General features: G+C 67.6%; 18 protein-coding genes. 6 read left to right on the top strand and 12 right to left on the bottom strand.

The annotated features are described in order from the left end of the window. Positions 1-7 precede the first annotated feature (7 nt). Genes NN4_RS16955 through NN4_RS16920 form a run of 8 tightly spaced genes read right to left on the bottom strand, consistent with a single transcriptional unit; the run spans position 8 to position 7,867 of the window. Positions 8-952: an MlaD family protein gene (locus tag NN4_RS16955; protein ID WP_147131879.1), complete on the bottom strand. Its 945-nt coding sequence runs from the start codon at positions 950-952 to the stop codon at positions 8-10. Beyond that, the gene (locus tag NN4_RS16950; RefSeq protein WP_147131876.1) at positions 949-1,968 is read right to left on the bottom strand and encodes an MlaD family protein; all 1,020 of its coding nucleotides are present in this window, start codon (positions 1,966-1,968) and stop codon (positions 949-951) included. The genes NN4_RS16955 and NN4_RS16950 overlap by 4 nt, the downstream gene beginning before the upstream one ends. Further along, a complete protein-coding gene (locus tag NN4_RS16945; protein ID WP_147131873.1) occupies positions 1,965-3,014 on the bottom strand; it encodes an MCE family protein in 1,050 nt (349 codons plus the stop codon). The genes NN4_RS16950 and NN4_RS16945 overlap by 4 nt, the downstream gene beginning before the upstream one ends. Beyond that, on the bottom strand, positions 3,014-4,060 hold the full coding sequence (locus NN4_RS16940) for an MlaD family protein (protein ID WP_147131868.1): 1,047 nt from the start codon (positions 4,058-4,060) through the stop codon (positions 3,014-3,016). The genes NN4_RS16945 and NN4_RS16940 overlap by 1 nt, the downstream gene beginning before the upstream one ends. Continuing rightward, entirely contained in the window at positions 4,057-5,064 is a 1,008-nt protein-coding gene (locus NN4_RS16935; protein WP_147131865.1) for an MlaD family protein, read from the bottom strand. Before NN4_RS16935 ends, NN4_RS16940 begins: the two co-directional genes overlap by 4 nt. Continuing rightward, positions 5,061-6,089: an MlaD family protein gene (locus NN4_RS16930; RefSeq protein WP_147131862.1), complete on the bottom strand. Its 1,029-nt coding sequence runs from the start codon at positions 6,087-6,089 to the stop codon at positions 5,061-5,063. The genes NN4_RS16935 and NN4_RS16930 overlap by 4 nt, the downstream gene beginning before the upstream one ends. 3 nt (positions 6,090-6,092) lie before the next feature. Then, positions 6,093-6,962, bottom strand: coding sequence for an MlaE family ABC transporter permease (locus NN4_RS16925; protein ID WP_107657880.1), 870 nt, complete (start codon positions 6,960-6,962; stop codon positions 6,093-6,095). Beyond that, complete coding sequence (locus NN4_RS16920; protein ID WP_371865667.1) at positions 6,962-7,867, bottom strand: MlaE family ABC transporter permease; 906 nt, start codon at positions 7,865-7,867, stop codon at positions 6,962-6,964. Before NN4_RS16920 ends, NN4_RS16925 begins: the two co-directional genes overlap by 1 nt. 125 nt (positions 7,868-7,992) lie before the next feature. Here NN4_RS16920 and NN4_RS16915 point away from each other — a divergent pair, with 125 nt between their 5' ends. From NN4_RS16915 to NN4_RS16900, 4 genes are all read left to right on the top strand, one after another. Further along, positions 7,993-8,904 carry a 2-hydroxyacid dehydrogenase gene (locus NN4_RS16915; protein ID WP_186818479.1) on the top strand — a complete coding sequence of 304 codons (912 nt, stop codon included), beginning with the start codon at positions 7,993-7,995 and terminating at the stop codon, positions 8,902-8,904. Between the two features lie 137 nt (positions 8,905-9,041). Next, positions 9,042-9,731 carry a TetR/AcrR family transcriptional regulator gene (locus NN4_RS16910; protein WP_147131857.1) on the top strand — a complete coding sequence of 230 codons (690 nt, stop codon included), beginning with the start codon at positions 9,042-9,044 and terminating at the stop codon, positions 9,729-9,731. Between the two features lie 14 nt (positions 9,732-9,745). Continuing rightward, the gene (locus NN4_RS16905; RefSeq protein WP_147131854.1) at positions 9,746-12,358 is read left to right on the top strand and encodes a PEP/pyruvate-binding domain-containing protein; all 2,613 of its coding nucleotides are present in this window, start codon (positions 9,746-9,748) and stop codon (positions 12,356-12,358) included. A gap of 12 nt (positions 12,359-12,370) precedes the next feature. Further along, complete coding sequence (locus tag NN4_RS16900; protein WP_147131851.1) at positions 12,371-13,198, top strand: alpha/beta hydrolase; 828 nt, start codon at positions 12,371-12,373, stop codon at positions 13,196-13,198. On the opposite strand, the gene NN4_RS16895 is transcribed toward NN4_RS16900, so the two are convergent. Together NN4_RS16895 and NN4_RS16890 are read right to left on the bottom strand one after the other, a co-directional pair. Beyond that, entirely contained in the window at positions 13,195-13,989 is a 795-nt protein-coding gene (locus NN4_RS16895) for a transporter substrate-binding domain-containing protein (protein WP_147131848.1), read from the bottom strand. The two genes, NN4_RS16900 and NN4_RS16895, sit on opposite strands and share 4 nt — an antisense overlap. A 3-nt stretch (positions 13,990-13,992) precedes the next feature. Then, positions 13,993-14,343 carry a hypothetical protein gene (locus NN4_RS16890; protein WP_147131845.1) on the bottom strand — a complete coding sequence of 117 codons (351 nt, stop codon included), beginning with the start codon at positions 14,341-14,343 and terminating at the stop codon, positions 13,993-13,995. 105 nt (positions 14,344-14,448) lie between these two features. Here NN4_RS16890 and NN4_RS16885 point away from each other — a divergent pair, with 105 nt between their 5' ends. Continuing rightward, the gene (locus tag NN4_RS16885; RefSeq protein ID WP_147131842.1) at positions 14,449-15,420 is read left to right on the top strand and encodes a quinone oxidoreductase family protein; all 972 of its coding nucleotides are present in this window, start codon (positions 14,449-14,451) and stop codon (positions 15,418-15,420) included. A 6-nt stretch (positions 15,421-15,426) separates the two neighbouring features. On the opposite strand, the gene NN4_RS16880 is transcribed toward NN4_RS16885, so the two are convergent. After that, complete coding sequence (locus NN4_RS16880; RefSeq protein ID WP_147131838.1) at positions 15,427-16,023, bottom strand: TetR/AcrR family transcriptional regulator; 597 nt, start codon at positions 16,021-16,023, stop codon at positions 15,427-15,429. An 87-nt stretch (positions 16,024-16,110) separates the two neighbouring features. On the opposite strand from NN4_RS16880, the gene NN4_RS16875 reads away from it, so the two are divergent. Beyond that, positions 16,111-17,532: an FAD-dependent monooxygenase gene (locus NN4_RS16875; RefSeq protein ID WP_147131835.1), complete on the top strand. Its 1,422-nt coding sequence runs from the start codon at positions 16,111-16,113 to the stop codon at positions 17,530-17,532. A gap of 7 nt (positions 17,533-17,539) precedes the next feature. Here NN4_RS16875 and NN4_RS16870 read toward each other — a convergent pair whose 3' ends face one another. Further along, positions 17,540-18,562, bottom strand: coding sequence for a heme o synthase (locus NN4_RS16870; RefSeq protein ID WP_371865665.1), 1,023 nt, complete (start codon positions 18,560-18,562; stop codon positions 17,540-17,542). Between the last annotated feature and the right edge of the window lie 130 nt (positions 18,563-18,692).

Raw genomic sequence — 18,692 nt, 5'->3', positions numbered from 1 at the left:
CAACTCTCTACTTCGGAATGTCGAGCGTGATTCGGGCGGTCCCGTGCTCCGGGAAGGTCGCCGACAGCAGGTCGATGATCGAACCGGCGTCCACCCGAACGGGTTTCAGCACACTGGTGGCCGGCCGCAGCGCGGTGGCGATGTGCGCCAGGTCCGGTCCGAGCACGGTGAGGTACTGGTCGATCTTGCGCACCAGCGGTCCCATCGGCTCGTCCCAGACATGTTCGCCCGCATAGGAATAGCCGCGGAACGCCTCGATCAGGTGCACCACCTCGGGCAGCAGGTCGGTGAAATCGTCGGCCCAGCCACCGATCACCGGTCCGTAGCCGTCGAAGTTCTGCGCGAGGTCCTGCCCGTTCAGATACAGCCGGGTGATGGCGTCACGCTTGTCGTGCAGCAACTGCGCCGTCATGGTCAGCGTCCGGGTGAGGTTGGCGATCTCCGGCTCCCGGCCCGCGTACCCCTGCGACAGGATGGCGGCGAGCTGTTCGATCTTCACCGGATCGATCTGCGCGTTCAGCACGTCCAGCTTGGCCAGCGCCTCGCTGACCGTCGTCGCGATGCGCACCTGATGGGCGGGTACGACGCTGCCGTCGGTGAGGTACGGGCCCGCCGTGCCGGTCGGGCGGAAGTCCATGAACTGCTCCCCCGCCGCCGACAGGTTGCTGACGTGCACCTCGCTGCCGAGCGGCACCCGGTACTTCGCGTCCAACTCGATCCGCACCGCGAGCCCGGTGCCGGTGGCGGTGATGGCGCGCACCTTGCCGATCCGCATGCCGCGCAGGTCGACCTGGGAGGTCTGCATCAGGCCGCCGGACGAATCCATCAGCACCGTCACGGTATTCGTGCTGCGCCGCGGATCGATGTCGAGCACCCCGATCGCCATGTACGCCGCGCACACCACGGTCATGACGAGCAGCAGCACCAGCGAGACCGGACCGGAGAGCTTCATCGGACCATTCCTATCGACCGGAGCACCTGGATCATCTCGTCCGAGCGGGCCGAGGCGTCGGCGGCGACCGCCTCGGGCGTCACCCGCTGCACCCGAATGTTGGGCGGCGCACTGAAGAACGGGATCAGCTTGTCGCGCAACAACCGGTTCATCGCGGCGACGTTCATCGGCACCGTCGTGTCGGCGCTGCCGATGGTGCGGGCCGCCGGCGCCAGGATGCTGATGATGTCGTGCAGATCGCCGCGCAGCGGCAGCGCGAGATCGCCCACGTACGTGGCCAATTCACCGCCGTCGATGATCAGCTGGACCAGGCCGAACAGCACCTCCGACAGACCGGCGGCGCGGCCGGGCCCGAGAGTGAGGGTGCGGTCGACATTGTCCTTGTTCGCCTCCAGCGTGGTCGTCACGCTGGCGGCGGCGGCCAGGATCCGGTCGAGTTCGCTGGTGTGCGTGGCGAGGTCGTGCAGCGCGTTCCGGCCACCGGCCAGGATGCGGGACAGATCCACCGGGTCGGTCGGGAAGGCGGCGTTGACGCTGGCGACGAGCTCCTGCATCTCACCGAAGCGGCCGCCGGTGACGATGTTCGACATCGCCCGCAGGATGTCCTCCACATTGGCGGCGGGCACCGTGCGACTGCGTGGGATGACATCACCGTTCACCAGAAACGGCGGACCGGCGTTCGACGGCGCCTGCAATGCGATGTGGATGTCGCCGAGGATGGTGCTCTGCCGCAGTTCCGCGGTGGTCGACTTGGGCAGACGCACATCGGCTTTCAGGTCGACCGTGGCGACGGCGGTGTCCCCGATCAGTTCGATCCGGTCGAGCATGCCGACCTCGACGCCCTCCGCGATGATCTTGGCCCGGTCCGGCAGATTGAGCACCGAGCCGAATTCGATGCGGATCGAGAACGTATCGCCCGCCAGATACGTGCCGGGAATCGGTACGTCGGTCGCACGCACGCCACAGCCGGTCAGCACCAGGACCATCGCTGCGAGCACCGGAATCAGCCGCTTCATGGCGCCCCCAGCGAGCCGAGAATCACCCGGACCAGTCCGGGCTGGCTACCGTCGGCCGACTCGTAGTGCGGCGGACGGTAATTCACCCGCACCGCACCCGTGGCCGGGTCGTACACCCGCGCCAGCCGATCGGCCAGCGGCGGCAGCTGCACCAGCAGATCCACGATGCTGCCCGCCAGCACCGCGTAGCGATGCACCTCCGGCACGATCCGATCCAGGAATTCGAAGGACTGCTGGTCGTACTTGCCGACATTGCGGGCGATCACCGGCAGGAACTCGAGCGCGAGATCCACCGCCCTGGACAGTTCCGCGGAGAAGCCGTGGACCAGATCGATGCCGTTGTTCAGGTTGTCCAGCAGCGCTTGCATATCCGGCCAGTTGGTGATGAACATCGTGGTGAGCAGGTCGAGATTGTCGACGAGCTTGCGGATCACCACGTCCCGGTCGGCCGGATCGCCGATCACCTGGGACAGGCGCTGTAGCAGTGAATTCCATTGCGGGCCCGTGCCGTCGAGCGTGCGGACCGCGCCGGTCAGGGTGTCGTCGAGCAACGTGTCCGACGGTGCGCCCGGTGTCGGAGACTGCTGTGCGCCGAGCAGGTCACCGGACAGCTTGCCGAGCGCGTCGAGCGCCTCGCTGATGCCGACCGGCGTCTTGGTGCGCGCCAACGGAACACACTGTGCGGTATCGAATTTCGGGCCGCCGGTGTAGGTCTTGGTGAGCTCGACGCGCCGATCGGTGACGATGGAGCTCGACATGGTGACGGCCTCGACGTCGGCGGGCAGCGTCAGCTTGCCGTCGATCGTCATGGTCACCCGCATCCGGTCGCCGAGTGCTTCGATACCGGAGACGGTGCCGACCTCCACGCCCAGCATCGTGACGCTGTTGCCTTCGTAAAGTCCTACGGTGTCGGTGAATTCGGCACACAGACGCTGCTTGGCCGGCTGCACCTGATCCAGCCAGGACGCGCCGCTCACGCCGACCACCACCGCGACGGTGACCAGCATTGCGCCGATGACCACGCCCGCTCTTACCCAAGCACGCATCAGCAAGCCCTCCCCTCGAACGGAATGCACAGTGCCGGACCGCGTATCACGCTGGCGGACTGGTCGATGGTCACGCCGTCGACGCCGAGCATCGCGGAGATCTTCCCGATGAAGTCCTTGATTCCCGCGATGACCGTGTCGAGCCGGCCGGGGTCCTGCACGAGTTTGTTGAACAGCTCCTCGAATTCGGCGACCGACGGTTCGATCGAGTCGCCGTAGGCCATCACCGGCCGGTGCAGCACCGCGAAGAACCGCTTCAACAATTCGAAGACCTGCACGACCTCGCCCCTGCGCTGCCCGAGCACCACGGCGACGCCACCGAGCTCGCGCACGAAGTCGGCGAGCACCGCCCGGTCGGTCGCGATCGCGCCGATGTATTCGTCGGACACGCGGACCGCGGAGTCCAGCTGGGTCGACCGCTCGGCCAGCACGCCGGTCAGGTCGTTGAAGTTGCCGATGATCGAGCGCACCGCGTCGGGCTGACCCGCCAGCGCCGCGTTAACCTCGGCGATGGTGCTGCGCAAGGTGGTTCCGTCGACCTGGCTGAGCACCGGAGTGGCGACGTCGATGATGTCGGTCAGCTCGAACGGGGTGGTGGTCCGTTCCGGCGGAATGTGCTTGCTACCCAGCGCTCGCTCCCCCTGCGGAGCGAGCGACAGGTAGTGCCCGCCGATCGGCGTCAGCATCTTCACCGCCACCGACGAGGCGTCACCGACCCGGACCTCGCGGTCCACGCCGAAGCGCACCTCCACGTGGTCACCGACCAGCTCCACCGAGCGGACCTGGCCCACTTTGATGCCCGCGATCCGCACCTCGTCGCCGGTCCGGGCGCCGCCCGAGTTACGGAAGTCCGCCGTGTAGGACTGCTCGCCGAAGGGCACCACGTACAGCACCGCGGCGGCGAGCAAACCGAGCACGCTCACCAGCACACCGGCTATCCCCCACCGCATCTGCGACCAGGAGTCCGACTTCTCCGCGCGCAACTGTTTGACCTCGCCGAACAGCCGCCACGGCAGTCCGATGAGTTGCTTTGCCGCACCGGTCATTTGCACACCACCAGCTTCTGATTGCCGAGCACGACATCGCCGATACCTGGTAGCCCGAGCTCGCCTCCGGCGCAGGAGTACGTCTTCGCGGTGCCGCTCGCGGGGACGTTCTGGTTCAGCCCGGCGATCAACGACGGCACCAGCGACAGGATCTCGACCAGCTGATCGGTCTGCGGCAGCAACCTGCGCAACAGCCCGTCCAACGGCAGGTAGCTGTCGTCGTAGGCGCCTTGCAGTTCCTCGAGCAGCGGAATGAGCGGCACCAGCGTGCGATTCGCCTGCTCGACCGCGTTGACGATCATCGCGGTCCGGCTGCCGAACTGGTTGAGCACGCCATTGAGCTGCTTGACGAGATCGCCTACCGCCGCGGACTTTCCGCCGATCGAGCGGGAGATCGCGCCGAGGTTGTTGATCAGCAGCACCACTACCGCCTCGCTGCTCTTGGCATGCTTGGTGAGCCGGTCGAGATCGGCCAGCGCGGGACCGATACCGCTGCCGTCGCCCTGCAGCACCCGCAGAATGTTCGTGCCGAACTGGTTGAGCTGTGCGGTATCCAGCGTGTCGAACAACGGCTTGAAGCCGTTGAACAGGGTGGACACATCGAAACTCGGGATGGTGCGCTGCACCGGAATAGTGCCCCCGGGCGCCAGCCGCATGCCGCCGGATTTCGCGTTCATCACCTCGATATAGCGCTGCCCGATCAGATCCTGGTAGCGCACAGCGGCTTCGGTGTTGTCGTAGAGGGGACGCTGGCGGTCCACGGTGAACCGGACGCGTGCATGCTTGCCGTCCAGCTCGACGCTGTCGACCTTCCCGACCGCCACGCCCGACATGCGCACCACATCCCCGGCGTACAGCCCCGAGATATCGGTGAACACAGCGTCATAGGAGACCTTGTCGTCGGGCACCGGCGTATTCAGCGCGGCCACAATGAAAGCCGAGCACACCGCGACGATCGCGACGAACACCCCGAGCTTCACCGCCGCGGCGGTCACACTGTTCATCGCGGCACCCCGATGATCGAATCGGCGAGGTAGGGCATGTTTTTCACGATCACCTCCAGCTGCAGCTGCACCCGGCCGTCGATCACCGGGAACGCGCTGTCGATCCGGGCGAGCAAGGCGGGCAGCCGGTTGTACGCGGGCGCGACCGTGCCGAGCGACGCGCTGATCGGCACCACCAGATCCAGCACACCGCCGATCGTGACGGCCAGATCCGGGTTGTTCCTGCGCAGCAGATCGGTGATCGGCAGCAGCAGTTCGGTGTCCAGGCCGGACAGTGAATGCTTTGTCCGTTCGCGGTTTTCGAGGCTGCCGAAGTACTCGCTGCTGTCCAGCACGCCGAGGATCACATCGACCACCGGCGAGGTGGTCTGCGCGACGCCCGCACCGACGTCGGCGCCGATGTCCAGGTAATGCCCCAGTGGCGCACGCTGATTCATGGCCAGCACCCGGGCGGTGGCGAAGAACGACCGCACCGCCGGACCCATCGAGGCGGTGTTGTCCAGCAGCAGATCGAACAACGCCCGCACGGTGTCGGAATCGAGCACCTGGGTCAGCCGCGCCGCGCGGCGGAACACACTCGACACGGTCGCGTTGGACGCGTTGGCGCCGATGAACAGCGTGGTGTTCTCCGGCAGCGGCCCACCCTTGCCGGTGTTCACCAACTCGATGGCGCTGGAGCCGAAGATGTTCGACGAGGTGAACCGCGCCGACACGTCGTCGGTCAGTGCACCGGCCTGGTGCCGATCCAGCGCCAGCTCGATGCGCTGGTGCCCGTAGTCGACGGTCTGCACCGTGCGCACCGTGCCGATCGCGAAGCCGCGGAACTTCACCTCCGCGCCCGGCGCGAGACCCTCACCGAGGGTGGCCGCGTCGATGGTGAGGGTGAACCGGTCCGCGAATTTTCCCTGCGCGTACTGCGTGGTGAGCACCGCGACCACCAGGATGACAACGGCGACGATCAGCCCACGTAGCCGCAGCATCCACCGCCCGGCGGCCCGGCCTGAGAGATCAACGAATATCGGCATCAGTCACCCCGAAATCTTGATTCCGACATCGAGCCCCCAGAAGACGATCGTCATGATCATGTCCGCGACCACCACCAGCACCAGGCTCGCGCGGATCGCCCGGCCGGAGGCCCGCCCGACGCCCTCCGGCCCGCCGGTCGCGTAAAACCCTTGGTAGCCATGGATCAGGATGATCATCACCACGAACACCGTCGCCTTGATCAGTGAGGCGACCACGTCGCCGGGTTGCAGGAAGGCGTCGAAGTAGTGGTAGTAGGTGCCCGAGGACTGACCGTGCAACACGTTCACCACCACCGCGCACGAGAGGTAACTGAGGATCAGCGTCAGCAGGTAAAGCGGGACGATGGTGATCATGCCCGCGATCACCCTGGTGGTCACCACGAACGGAATCGGCCGGATACCAATGGCTTCCAGTGCGTCGATCTCCTCGGAGATGCGCATCGCGCCGATCTCGGCGGTCATCCGGCAGCCCGCCTGGGCCGCGAACCCGATCGCGGCGACCATCGGCGCCATCTCCCTGGTGTTGGCGTAGGCGGAGACGAAGCCGGTCAGCGGCCCCATGCCGACCATGTTCAGCGCGGTGAAACCCTCCACGCCGATCGAGCCGCCGACCGCGACGCCGAGGAAGATCAGCACCGCCACCGTGCCGCCGCCGACGATGATATTGCCGCTGCCCCAGGTGATGTCGGTGAGCGTCAGCATGGTCTGGCGCCGGTACGCGCGCAGCGTGTGCGGTATCGCGGCGAGCACCTGGATGACGAAAGTCAGCTGGTGGCCCAGCGATTCGAACAGGGTCAGCGGTCCGCGCGTGCCGCGCTCGACGAGACGACCGGCACGGCCGAACGGCCGATACTGGGCCGGTATTTCAGTCATCAGCCCACCTTCTGCGGCAGGAACATCGAAACCAGCTGAGTGATCACGAGATTCACGCCGAACGCGGCGATCACCCCGATCACCACCGCGGCGTTGACCGCGTTGGCGACGCCCTTGGGCCCATGCGTCGCTTCGAGTCCGCGCTGGCACGCGACGACCAGCACGATGACCCCGAAGATGACCGACTTCCCGATCGCCACCGCGAGATCGGCCATGGTCGCGAAGGCCGCGAACGAGGACAGGTAGCTGCCCGGCGTCACCCCTTGGAACCCGACCGCCACCACGTATCCGGTGAACACGCCCATGAAGATGACCAGCAGGCACAGCAGCGGCGTCAGCACGATCATGGCCGCCAGCCGCGGGGCGACCAGCCGCCGCACCGGGTCGATGCCCATGGTGCGCAACGCGTCTACTTCCTCGCGGATGGTGCGCGCACCCAGATCCGACGCGATGGCCGACCCGGCCGCGCCGCCGAGCAGCAGCGCGGTCACCATCGGCGCGCCTTGCCGGATGACGCCGAGCCCGCCCGCCGCACCGGCCACCGAGGTCGCGCCCACCTGCTGGGTCAGGCTGCCGACCTGCACCGAGACGATCACGCCGAACGGAATCGCCACCAGCACCGCGGGAATCGCGGTGACGCTGACGATGAACCAGCCCTGCTGCAGTGTGTCCCGCCACGGATGGCGCAGCTTGAGGATGTCGCCGACGAGGTAGCTGAACGCGGCGACGGCGAGCTGAAGGGTCCGGCCGAAGGTTCGCAGACTCGTCAGGACGAGCTCGAATCCCCACCGCACCAGTGGCTCGGACACCCGAGCGACCCTGTCGACCACCACTACCTCGATTCCGCCGGCTCCACCCCCGACCGGGCTCAATTTAACCGACTGATATGTCACTCTGCGGCGAATTGGCTCGATTCGCTCAACTGACCCAGACAGTACATGCCCGAGCGGATGATTGCGCTTCCGCATTGCGGCAGACCGGAAAAAGTCCAGCCGGATGCGCGCCCGGCCGGGACGCTAACCTGGCCAGCATGGCGGTGATTGTTCTGGTGCCGGATGACTACGGCTTCGAGGTCCTGTCCGGAATCGACGGCATACAGCCGTTGCGCTACGAAGCGGGCGAGCCCCTCCCCGAGGGCGCCGAACACGCGGAAGTACTGGTGCCCAAGTTCCTTTCCCGCGCCGACACCGTCGACCTGACCCAGCTGCCCAAGCTGCGGCTGGTGCAGATGATGACCGCGGGCGCCGAGGGCTGGATCAGCCGGTTACCCGATGGGGTGCGCCTGTCCACCGGACGCGGTGCGCACGGCGGCAGCTCGGCCGAATGGGTAATGGCCGCGCTGCTGCACATCTATCGCGAGCTCGGCGGCTTCGCCGACGCCCAGCGCGCCCAGCAGTGGACCTTCCATCAGACCGGAACATTGGTCGGCAAGCGGATTCTGGTGGTCGGCGCCGGCGATCTGGCCGCCGAGCTCGTCCGCAGGCTCGACGGCTTCGACACCGAGGTGACACTGGTCGGCACTCGGGCTCGCGACGGAGTGCACGGCGTCGATGAACTACCCGACTTGCTCCCCGGAAAAAACGTCGTCGTCCTGACTGTCCCGGTCACCAGTCGCACCACCGGCATGGTCGACGCCGCCTTCCTCGCCGCGATGGACGACAACGCCATCCTCGTCAACATCGCCCGCGGGCCGGTCGTCCGGACCGATGCCCTGCTGGCCGAACTGCAATCGGGCCGGCTGCGCGCCGCACTGGACGTCACCGACCCCGAACCCCTGCCACCGGGCCATCCGCTCTGGACCGCGCCGAATCTCCTGCTCACCCCGCACGTCGGCGGGAACAGCACCGGCAGTTACGAACGTGGCTACGCCGTGGTCCGCGCGGAGATCGCCCGCTTCGTGGCTGGTGCAGAGCCCAAGAACCTGGTGCGCGGGGAGTACTGAGCCAGCCCGCCGAATCCCTTGCCGCAAGGACCTTTACCCATTCCATAAGAGGACGCTCGGCACCCGTTGACGCGGGCCCGTGGCGGGCGTACGGTCGTTTTTGACAACTTCTCAAAATATGTCAAGGTGACAAAACGATGAGCGTCAATGAGTTCGAACGCGAGCAGGCCATCCTCGATGCGGCGGCCGACCTGCTGTGCCGGATCGGCTACAACAAGCTGACGATGGGCGACGTCGCCGATGCCGTCGCCCTGCACCGGGGTTTGGTGTATCTGCAGTTCAAGTCGAAAGACGAGCTCGTCGAGGCGACGGTGCGACGCGAGCTGAGCCGGTACGCGGACACCTGGCGGGCCCAGCTGGAGGCGGACCCGCAGGCAGGCAGCGTGGCCAGCGTCTACCGGGCGATGGTGCACACACTCACCCGACTGCCGCTCGCCGCTGCAATCGTCGCGCGCGACGAAGACATCCTGGGCAAGTACCTGCGCAAGCCGGGCAACGTCTTCGACCGGCTGCCGAAGCTCGGCACCGGCGACTTCCTGCTCGCCATGCAGGAGGCGGGCACGGTCCGCTCCGACGTCGACATCCGCACGGCCGCTTTCATTCTCGACGCGTTGGCCCCCGCCATCCGGCGCACCTTGCCATCGGATCGGGCCGAACTCGCCGATCCGGACCAGCCGTCCTCCGATGAACTACTCAGCACACTGGCCGACCTGCTCGAACGGGCGCTGACCCCGCCCGAGGGCGCCGACCTCGCCCGTGGCAAAGCGCTGCTGCTCGATGAGCTGGCGCGCGCCCGTGCGAATTTCGGCGCCGAGCCTGGCCGGTAGGAAGGAAAGATCTGATGACCACAAGCAATCCGCTCGTCCTCGACCTGGACGACACCAGGGCAACACTGGAGGTGGCCGGCGGTAAGGGCGCTTCACTCGCCCGGATGGCCGCGGCGAAACTCCCTGTGCCACCCGGGTTTCACGTCACCACGGCCGCGTACCGGCACTTCGTCGATCGCGCGAATCTGCACGAGAAGATTCTTCGGACGGTCGCCGCGGCAAACCCGGATCGGCCCGCATCCATCGAAGCCGCGGCGGCGGAGATCGCCGGACTGTTCGCCGAACAGCCTGTGCCGGAAGAGATCACGGCGGCCGTCCGAATGGCCTACGCCCAACTCGGCGACGAGGTGGCGGTAGCGGTGCGTTCCTCGGCCACCGCGGAGGATCTGCCGGAGTTGTCCTTCGCCGGGCAACAGGACACCTATCTCAATATCCTTGGCGTCGAACAGGTCTTGGCCGCGGTGCAACGCTGCTGGGCGTCCCTGTGGACCGCGCGGGCCATCGATTATCGCGCCCGCCAAGGCATCGAGTCCGACGACGTGAGCTTGGCGGTGGTCGTACAAGAGCTCGTGCCCGCCGACGCCGCCGGTGTGCTGTTCACCGCGGACCCGCTGACCGGTGCGCGGGACCGGGTGATGATCAATGCGGCCTGGGGTCTCGGTGAGGCCATCGTCAGCGGAAACGTCACGCCCGACACACTTCTCGTCGCGAAGTCCGACGGGCAGATCCTGCGCGAGGACATCAGCGACAAGCGCTCGATGACCGTGCGCACGGCAACGGGCACCGAGGACGTCGCGGTACCCGAGGAGCAACGGAACGCGCGGGTGCTCGAAGCCGATCGAGCCGCCGAACTGACCGAGCTCGCCGTGCGGATCGAGGAGCTGTACGGACAGCCCATGGACCTCGAGTGGGCGGTGCACGCGGACGAGCTGTTCATCGTGCAGGCACGGCCGATCACCGTGCTGCCCGACGCGGTCGAGCCGCAGACCGAATGGGAGTTGCCCGACCGTAAGGGCAAGTACATGCGGGCCAGCGTGCTGGAACTGCTGCCGGAGCCGCTGTCGCCGCTGTTCGCCACGCTGGGGCTGCCCGCGTTCGGCAAGGCCACCAAGGACCGGTATCACGACCTCGGGCTGCCCTACTTCGACAATCCGTTGGTGGTGATCAACGGGTATGGCTACTACGACATCACCTACACCCCGGGGATGCTCGCTCGAATGTTGGTGGCGCAGCCGCGATTTCTGGCGTCGACCTTGCCGCGTGCGCTGCGCACCGCGCCACAGCGGTGGCGAGCGGGACACACACGGTATACCGAGGTCACCGCGGAGAAGAACGGGCTGAATCCGGCCCAGGCGTCCGCCACCGAGTTGCTGGAAGCCGCCAGGGCGATCGTCGAGGAGGCGGCGCGCTACTACCTCACCTTGCAAGGGGGTGTGCTGCCCGCGACATACATCAGCGAGGGCCTGTTCTCGGCTGCGTACAAGACGCTGAAGCGGCGCGACGATCCGGCCGCGTTGACGTTCTTGCTCGGGCTCGACAGCAAGCCGTTGCGAGCGGAAAAGTCGCTCTACGAACTGACTCGCTGGATCCACACGCAGCCGGGCCTCGCCGATCGAGTCGAGAATCTCTCGGGCACAGACCTTCTCGCACTTCTGCACGACAAGGACGCAAGTAGCGGGAACCAGGCGTGGCACGAGTTCCTGAGCCGGTTCGCCGAACACCTGTCGACCTACGGCGATACCGTCTACGACCTCGACTTCGCCGCACCACTGCCCGTCGACGATCCAGCGCCGCTGCTGCAGACGCTTGCATTCTTCGGCACCCCAGCGGCACACGATCCGCACGACCGTCAGCGCAACGCACAGCTGAAGCGGGAGCAGGCGATGCGCGCCCTCCAAGCGAGACGGCCGGGCGTACGGCGTTGGCTGACACTGCGTTTGCTGCGCTGGGCGCAAACCATGAGCCCGTTGCGCGAGGACGGCCTCGCGGATGTCGGCCTCGGCTGGCCGACCGTGCGTCGCCTGCTGCGCGAGCTCGGTCGACGCCTCGTGACCGCAGACGCACTCGGCACGGACGAGGACGTCTTCTGGTTGCGCCTCGACGAACTACAGGACGCGGCGCACGCACTGGATAACGCTCGCCCCGTGCAGGATTCACGCGCCGTAGTGGCCGAGCGCAAGGCGACCGCAGCGGCGCAGCGCATGGTCACCCCGCCGCATGCGCTACCCGCCGGCGGCGGCACGAAGCTCCTCGGCCTCGACTTCTCGAAGCTGCTGCCCGCGGGCGCCGACCAGGATTCCGGCGCGGTGGTCAAGGGCGTGCCCGGCAGTCCCGGCCGCGTGACGGCGCCCGCGCGAATCATCAACGGCCCCGGTGATTTCAGCCGCCTCCGCCCCGGCGACGTACTGGTCGCCAAAATCACCACACCGGCCTGGACACCGCTGTTCGCCCTGGCTTCCGCGGTCGTCACCGACGTCGGCGGGCCGCTGAGCCACAGCTCGATCGTGGCCCGCGAGTACCACATTCCCGCCGTGCTGGGCACCGGCGTGGCCACAGAACGGCTGCCCGACGGCGCACCGGTCACCGTCGACGGAGACGCAGGCACGGTCACCCTGGCCACCAGCTGAAACGGAATCCACATGAGCAGAACGACATCCGAAGAGATCATCCCGCTGTGGCCGGACTCGAGCCCACGCCTGCCGTCCCCGTATGGCCAGGTGACCACCGTCCCCGGCTTGCAGGACGGCAAGGCGGTCACGCTGATTCGCAATGTCACCGAACCCGCACTGACCGTCCACCGGCCGGATCCGGCGCGCGCGACCGGAACCGCCGTCATCGTCTGTCCCGGCGGCAGTTTCATCACGCTCACCCGAGGGACCGGCGCTGACATCGCCGATGCCCTTGCGGCACAGGGCTGCACGGCCTTCGTGCTGCGCTACCGCCTGCTCCCCTCGGCGCCGAACGACGAAGACTTCATCCGGCACTGGGCCACCGACTACACCATGGGCGATATCGAGTCGCAGTCCTACCCGGCGGCCATCGATGCACGCCGAGCAGTCCAGTTCGTCCGCGAGCGCGCCGCCACCTGGCAGGTCGATCCCCGGCACGTCGGCATCCTCGGTTCCTCCGCGGGCGGGCAACTAGCCTTCAGTGCCGCAACAGATTACGACCGGCAGAGCCGTCCCGATCACGCCGCCGCGCTGTATCCCCCCGCCTGGCACGAATACACCGTCCCGGCCGACGCACCCCCACTGTTCCTCGCCTTGGCCGGCGATGACCCCGACGAGAACGTCGTGCCCGGGAATCTGGCCCGCTACCAGGCCTGGCAATCCGCAGGTCACGCCGCGGAGCTGCACGTCTACGCCCAAGGTGGCCACGGTTTCGCGATGGAGCCGCGCGGTCTGCCCTGCGACAGCTGGATGGACCGCTACCTCGACTGGCTTGCCACCACGAGGCCGTCGGACTAGACCGGAACCGTCGCGTTGGGTCCGATCCACTGGTCGAACAGCCGGTCCACCGTGCCGGTGGCGAGCTGCGTGGTCAGGTACCCGTTGAGCAGCGTGGCCAGCACCGGGTCGTCCTTGCGGATCAGCAGCACCTTGCCGAAGGAGTCGAACGGCTTGTCCGGGTGCAGAACCTGGAGGCCCGGGTGCTGGCGGACGCGGTAACGACCCTCGACAGCGTCGGTGACGAAGACGTCGGCCCGGCCCTGTTCGACCTCGTCGAAGATGGTGAGATTCTCCGGCCAGAGGGTCAGCTGGGCGTCGGGGAAGTTCTTGCGAGCGAACTCCTCGTTCGTGCCACCACGATTCGCGATCACCCGCACCTCGGGCCGGTTGATCTGCTCGATCGTCGAGTAGTCGGCACCGCTGGCGCGGCGGGTGATCGGCGTCTTGCCGTCGGTGCCGTAGACGATCGAGAAGTCGGCGAAGGCGCGGCGCGCGGGCTGGTCGGAGATGCCGCCGACCGCGATATCGCACTGGCGCTCAGCGAAATCCGTCTTCAACGTCGCCCAGGTGACCGGGACGAACTGGATCGGCCTGCGGAGCAGCTCGGCGAAGCCGCGCGCCAGTTCGATGTCCACACCGCGGTATTCGCCCGCACCCTCGGCGACCGAATACGGCGGATAGTCGCCGGGCGTGCACACCCGCAGCGCGTTGCTCTGCTGCGCGGTCGCCGGAATCGCCGGGGCCACAAGGACTATGCACGCGGCAAGCAGTACCGCACCGAGGCGGCCGAACAGCCGCGTCACGCGCATTGCTCAGTGCTCGTTGCGCGCCTTGGGGAATCGCTTCTGTTTGGCCACCCAACCGGCCATCTGGGCCCAGTGCGACTTGCGCGGGGTGACGATCGAGGTCAGTTCCCGGTCCCACTCGTCGGCCTCGGTGAGACCGTCGATCGTGGCGACGAGTTCCTTCGCGGTGGCCATATCGGTGACGACCCGGTCGCCGAGGATGCCGTCGGCACCGACCAGCGTCACCCGGACACCGGCGCGGCCGAGCGGCTGCAGCACGGCCGTGGCCGAGCCGTCGTGATCGGCGACGAAACCCTTGACGGACTCCACGAGGGCACCCGGCAACTTCACCGGGGCCGTGGCGACATCAGCACTCATGGCACGGAGTTTACCGGCCAGTAGCAAACGGTCCAGTCCCCCTGCCGGATTTGTCCGCCACCGTCGGGTCCGACGCGTCCACCGTGAAGGTGTAGAACAGATCTCATGCGTGCGATTCAGGTGTCCGAACACGGTGGTCCCGAAGTCCTGGAGTACGTCGAGGTGCCGGACCCGCAGCTCGGTCCCGATCAGCTGTTGGTCGACATCCAGGCCATCGGCATCAACTTCATCGACACCTACATCCGCACCGGCCGCTATCCGCAGGACGTGCCCTACGTTCCCGGCGCCGAGGGTTCCGGTGTGGTCGCCGAGGTCGGCGCGAACGTCACCGAGTTCGCCGTCGGCGACCGCGTCGCCTGGGCGGCCGGACCCGGCAGCTATGCCGAGCGGGTCGCGGTGAACGCCGCGGTGGCCGTCAAAGTGCCCGGCGAGGTCGACCCGAAGGTGGCCGCCTCGGCGTTGCTCCAGGGCATGACCGCGCACTATCTGCTCGAATCGATCTACACCCCGCAGCCGGGCGAGTCGGTGCTGGTGCACGCGGGCGCGGGCGGCGTCGGCCTGGTGCTGACCCAGCTCGCCGCGGCCCGCGGCGCGCGAGTGATCACCACGGTGTCCACCGATGCCAAGGAGAAACTGTCCCGCGAGGCCGGCGCCGCCGAGGTGCTGCGTTACGGCGACGACCTCGCCGACCAGGTGCGCGCACTGACGGATGGCGTCGGCGTGGCCGCGGTGTACGACGGTGTCGGCGCGGCCACCTTCGAGGCCAGCCTCGCGTCGCTGCGAGTCCGCGGCATGCTCGCACTCTTCGGCGGCGCGAGCGGCGCGGTTCCCCCGTTCGACCTTCAGCGCCTCGCCGGCTCGGGTTCGCTGTTCGTCACCCGCCCGACGCTGGCCCACTACACCCGCGACCGTGCCGAACTGCTCTGGCGCGCAACGGACATCCTCAACGCCATCGACAACGGCACGCTGCGGATCCGGATCGGCGCGACCTACCCGCTCGCCGAGGCCGAGCAGGCACACCGCGATCTCGAGGCACGCAAGACCACCGGCTCCATCGTCCTGCTGCCCGGTTCCTAGACCAGTTCAGTAATCGCGGCCGGTCAGGCCGCGATAGATGAAGCGCGTCAGGCCGTCCACTGCCTGCTTGTCGGTCAACTCGACCGTGCCCTCCTCGACCGCCTGCACCATGCCGGTGGCGAGTTGGAACATCATCGCCAGACTGGCGTCGGGCGTGCTCGGCAGCGTCGGCCCGTCCGGACCGAAACCGTCCAGATGGTTGACGATGTCGCGGCGCTGCTGAATCGCGAACTGCCCGGCCTGCCTGGCGAATTCGTCGTTGACCAGCGCCGCCTGCTGGATGGATCGGTACACGGCCCAGTGCTGGCGCGCCGAGATCCAGTACTGCTCCACGTGGAAGCGGATCGCCGCGGGATCGGTGAAGTCCGGGTTGTGGTCCGGCCCCTCCGCCGTCACGTCGCCGGCCGCCGCCACGTCGTCCAGCAGCGCCTGGAGTAGCTCTTCCTTACCCGCGAAATGGTTGTAGAACGACCCGGCCGCGCGACCCGCCGCCGTCGTGATGTCGACGATCTTCGTGTTCAGGTAACCGCGCTCGGCGAATAGGCGCAGCGCAGCCGCCTTCAGCGCGTGCTCGGTTTCGGCCGACTTCTCTTTGCGACTCATCGACACCCGCACCCACCTCCTTGACAGGCAAGGTACCAACTCTAATACTGAATCAGTATTCATTGAATCTTAATTCAGGAGAAGAACGTGCACGAGCAGGTACTCATCGCAGGCGCCGGACCCACCGGCCTGACCCTCGCCCTCGAGCTGGCCCGCCGGAACATTCCGGTGCGAATCATCGACCAGGCCACCGAGTTCTTCGCGGGATCCCGCGGTGACGGCATCCAACCCCGCACCCTCGAGGTGTTCGACGATCTCGGCGTGCTCGACGCGGTGCTGGCGGCGGGCGCGACCGGGCCGGTCATGCTGGCCTACCTCGGTGGCGAGTTCGTCGGCGAGCACCGGATGTGGGACCCGATCGAGCCGACACCCGCGGTCCCCTACCCGAATGGCTGGGTGCTCGGGCAGGCCGGGACCGAGGCGATCCTGCGTGATCGGCTCGCGGACTTCGGTGTTCGCGTCGAACTCGGCACGACGCTGCGGACGTTCGCCCAGGACCCGACCGGCGTTACCGCGATCCTGCGGTGCGGCGATACCGACGAGACCGTGCGCGCCGCCTATCTGATCGGCGCCGACGGAGGCCGCAGCACGGTACGCAAGACGCTCGGTATCGCGTTCGAGGGCAGCACCGACGAGTCGCTGCGGATGCTGCTCGGCGATGTCCGGGCCGACGCCCTCGACCATGCCTTCGGCTACTGGTTCGCCGGTGCCGACCGGCCGATGGAGGGGATCGCCCTGTCCCCCTTGCCCGGTGGGCGCCACTTCCAGTTCGCCGCGCCGCTGACCGACGAGGCCGAGCCGACCCTCGCGGTACTGCAGGAGTACGTCGACCGCTACTCCGGCCGCACCGACATCACGTTGTCCGAGCTGACCTGGGTGACGGTGTGGCGGCCGAATATCCGCCTGGCCGAACGGTTCCGGGACGGGCGCGTCTTCCTCGCCGGTGACGCCGCGCACGTTCATCCGCCGACCGGCGGTCAGGGCATGAACACCGGCATCCAGGACGCTTACAACCTCGGCTGGAAGCTGGCCGCGGCCATGCACGGTGACGAATCACTGCTGGACAGTTATGAATCCGAGCGCAGGACGGTCGCCGCCCGCGTGCTCGGTATCAGCTCCGCGCTGCTCGACAAGCTGGTCGACGGTGCCGAGGACGCGATGCGGCGCGGTCCCGAAACCCAGCAGTTGGACATCAGCTACCGCGACGCGGCCGACCTCGGTCCACTCGTCGCGGGTGACCGCGCCCCCGACGCTCCGCTGAAGGACATGGCGGGCAACCCGATTCGCCTGTTCGACCTGTTCCGCGGCCCGCACTCGACGCTGCTGTGCTTCGGCGAGACCGGCGAACTCCCCACCGGCACCGAGGCCTACGCGGTCGTCCGGCCCGGCACCACGGCGGCCGGACGGCACGTCATCGATGTGGAAGGCCATGCCTTCGCCGCGTACCACGCGGTCGACGGCACCCGGGTCGAGATCCGGCCCGATGGTTACCTGGCCCGCCGCGACTGAAGGTGGATCAGAGGAAGCTGCCGACGGTGTCCCAGCCGAGCACGGAATCGACCGCGAGCCCGCAGAACACCACGGCGAGATAGTTGTTCGACTGCAGGAACAGTCGCAGCGGCTTCACCGATTCGCCGCGCCGCACGCCGGAGTACAGCTGGTGCGCCATGAGCAGGAACCACGCTCCGGCCACCAGCGCCACGGCCGCGTAGACCACGCCGGTCGCGGGGACCAGCGCCAAGGTGGCGAGCACGGTGAGCCAGGTGTAGATGACGATCTGCTTGGTCACCACCTGCTCGGTGGCCACCACGGGCAGCATCGGCACGCCCGCCGCGCGGTAGTCCTCCTTGTAGCGCATGGCCAGCGCCCAGGTGTGCGGCGGCGTCCAGAAGAAGATGACAGCGAACAGCACAACGGCGGGCCAGCCGATGCCGCCGGTCACCGCGGACCAGCCGACCAGGGCGGGCATGCAGCCCGCGGCACCGCCCCACACCACGTTCTGCGAGGTGCGGCGCTTGAGACCGAGGGTGTAGACGAAGACGTAGAACAGGATCGTCGCGACCACCAGGACACCGCTGAGCAGGTTCGCCTGCCACCACAGCCAGGCGAACGAGCCGAGGCCGAGCACCACACCGAACACGAAGGCGTGCGAGGTCGGCACCGCCTCCCTGGCCAGCGGGCGCTTCGCGGTCCGCTTCATCACCTTGTCGATATCGGCGTCGGCGACACAGTTCAGCGTGTTCGCGCTGGCCGCGCCCATCCAGCCACCGAAAAGGGTGACCACGATGAGGCGGAGGTCGATGTGGCCCCGATCGGCGAGCAGCATCGTCGGAATCGTCGCGACGAGCAGCAATTCGATGACCCGCGGCTTGGTGAGCGCGATATACGCGAGCACTCGTCGCAGTAGTCGGGACGGCAGCCCTGGCCCGGCGAACCGGTCCGCCAGCGCCGTCGGAGCGGAGCCGTGCGCGCCATTGCCACCCGGCTGTTGCCCAATCCGCACTGTTTCTCCTCGCACGCTGTGCATCGCATCCGGCATGGACCAAGCAGCACGCTCGGTCCCGCTGAGCTGGATGCGCGAGAGCTGGACCTTCGCCCGCCTCGGCGCCTCTTCAGCCGTGCGGCGCGGCTACTACTACAGAGGATGGTAGACCCCGCCGAGCATGCGC

The organism is Nocardia ninae NBRC 108245 (genome assembly GCF_007990755.1).
Classification (GTDB): domain Bacteria; phylum Actinomycetota; class Actinomycetes; order Mycobacteriales; family Mycobacteriaceae; genus Nocardia; species Nocardia ninae.
Note: the sequence above shows the minus strand (reverse complement) of the source record. Positions and strands in the feature narration are given on the sequence as shown.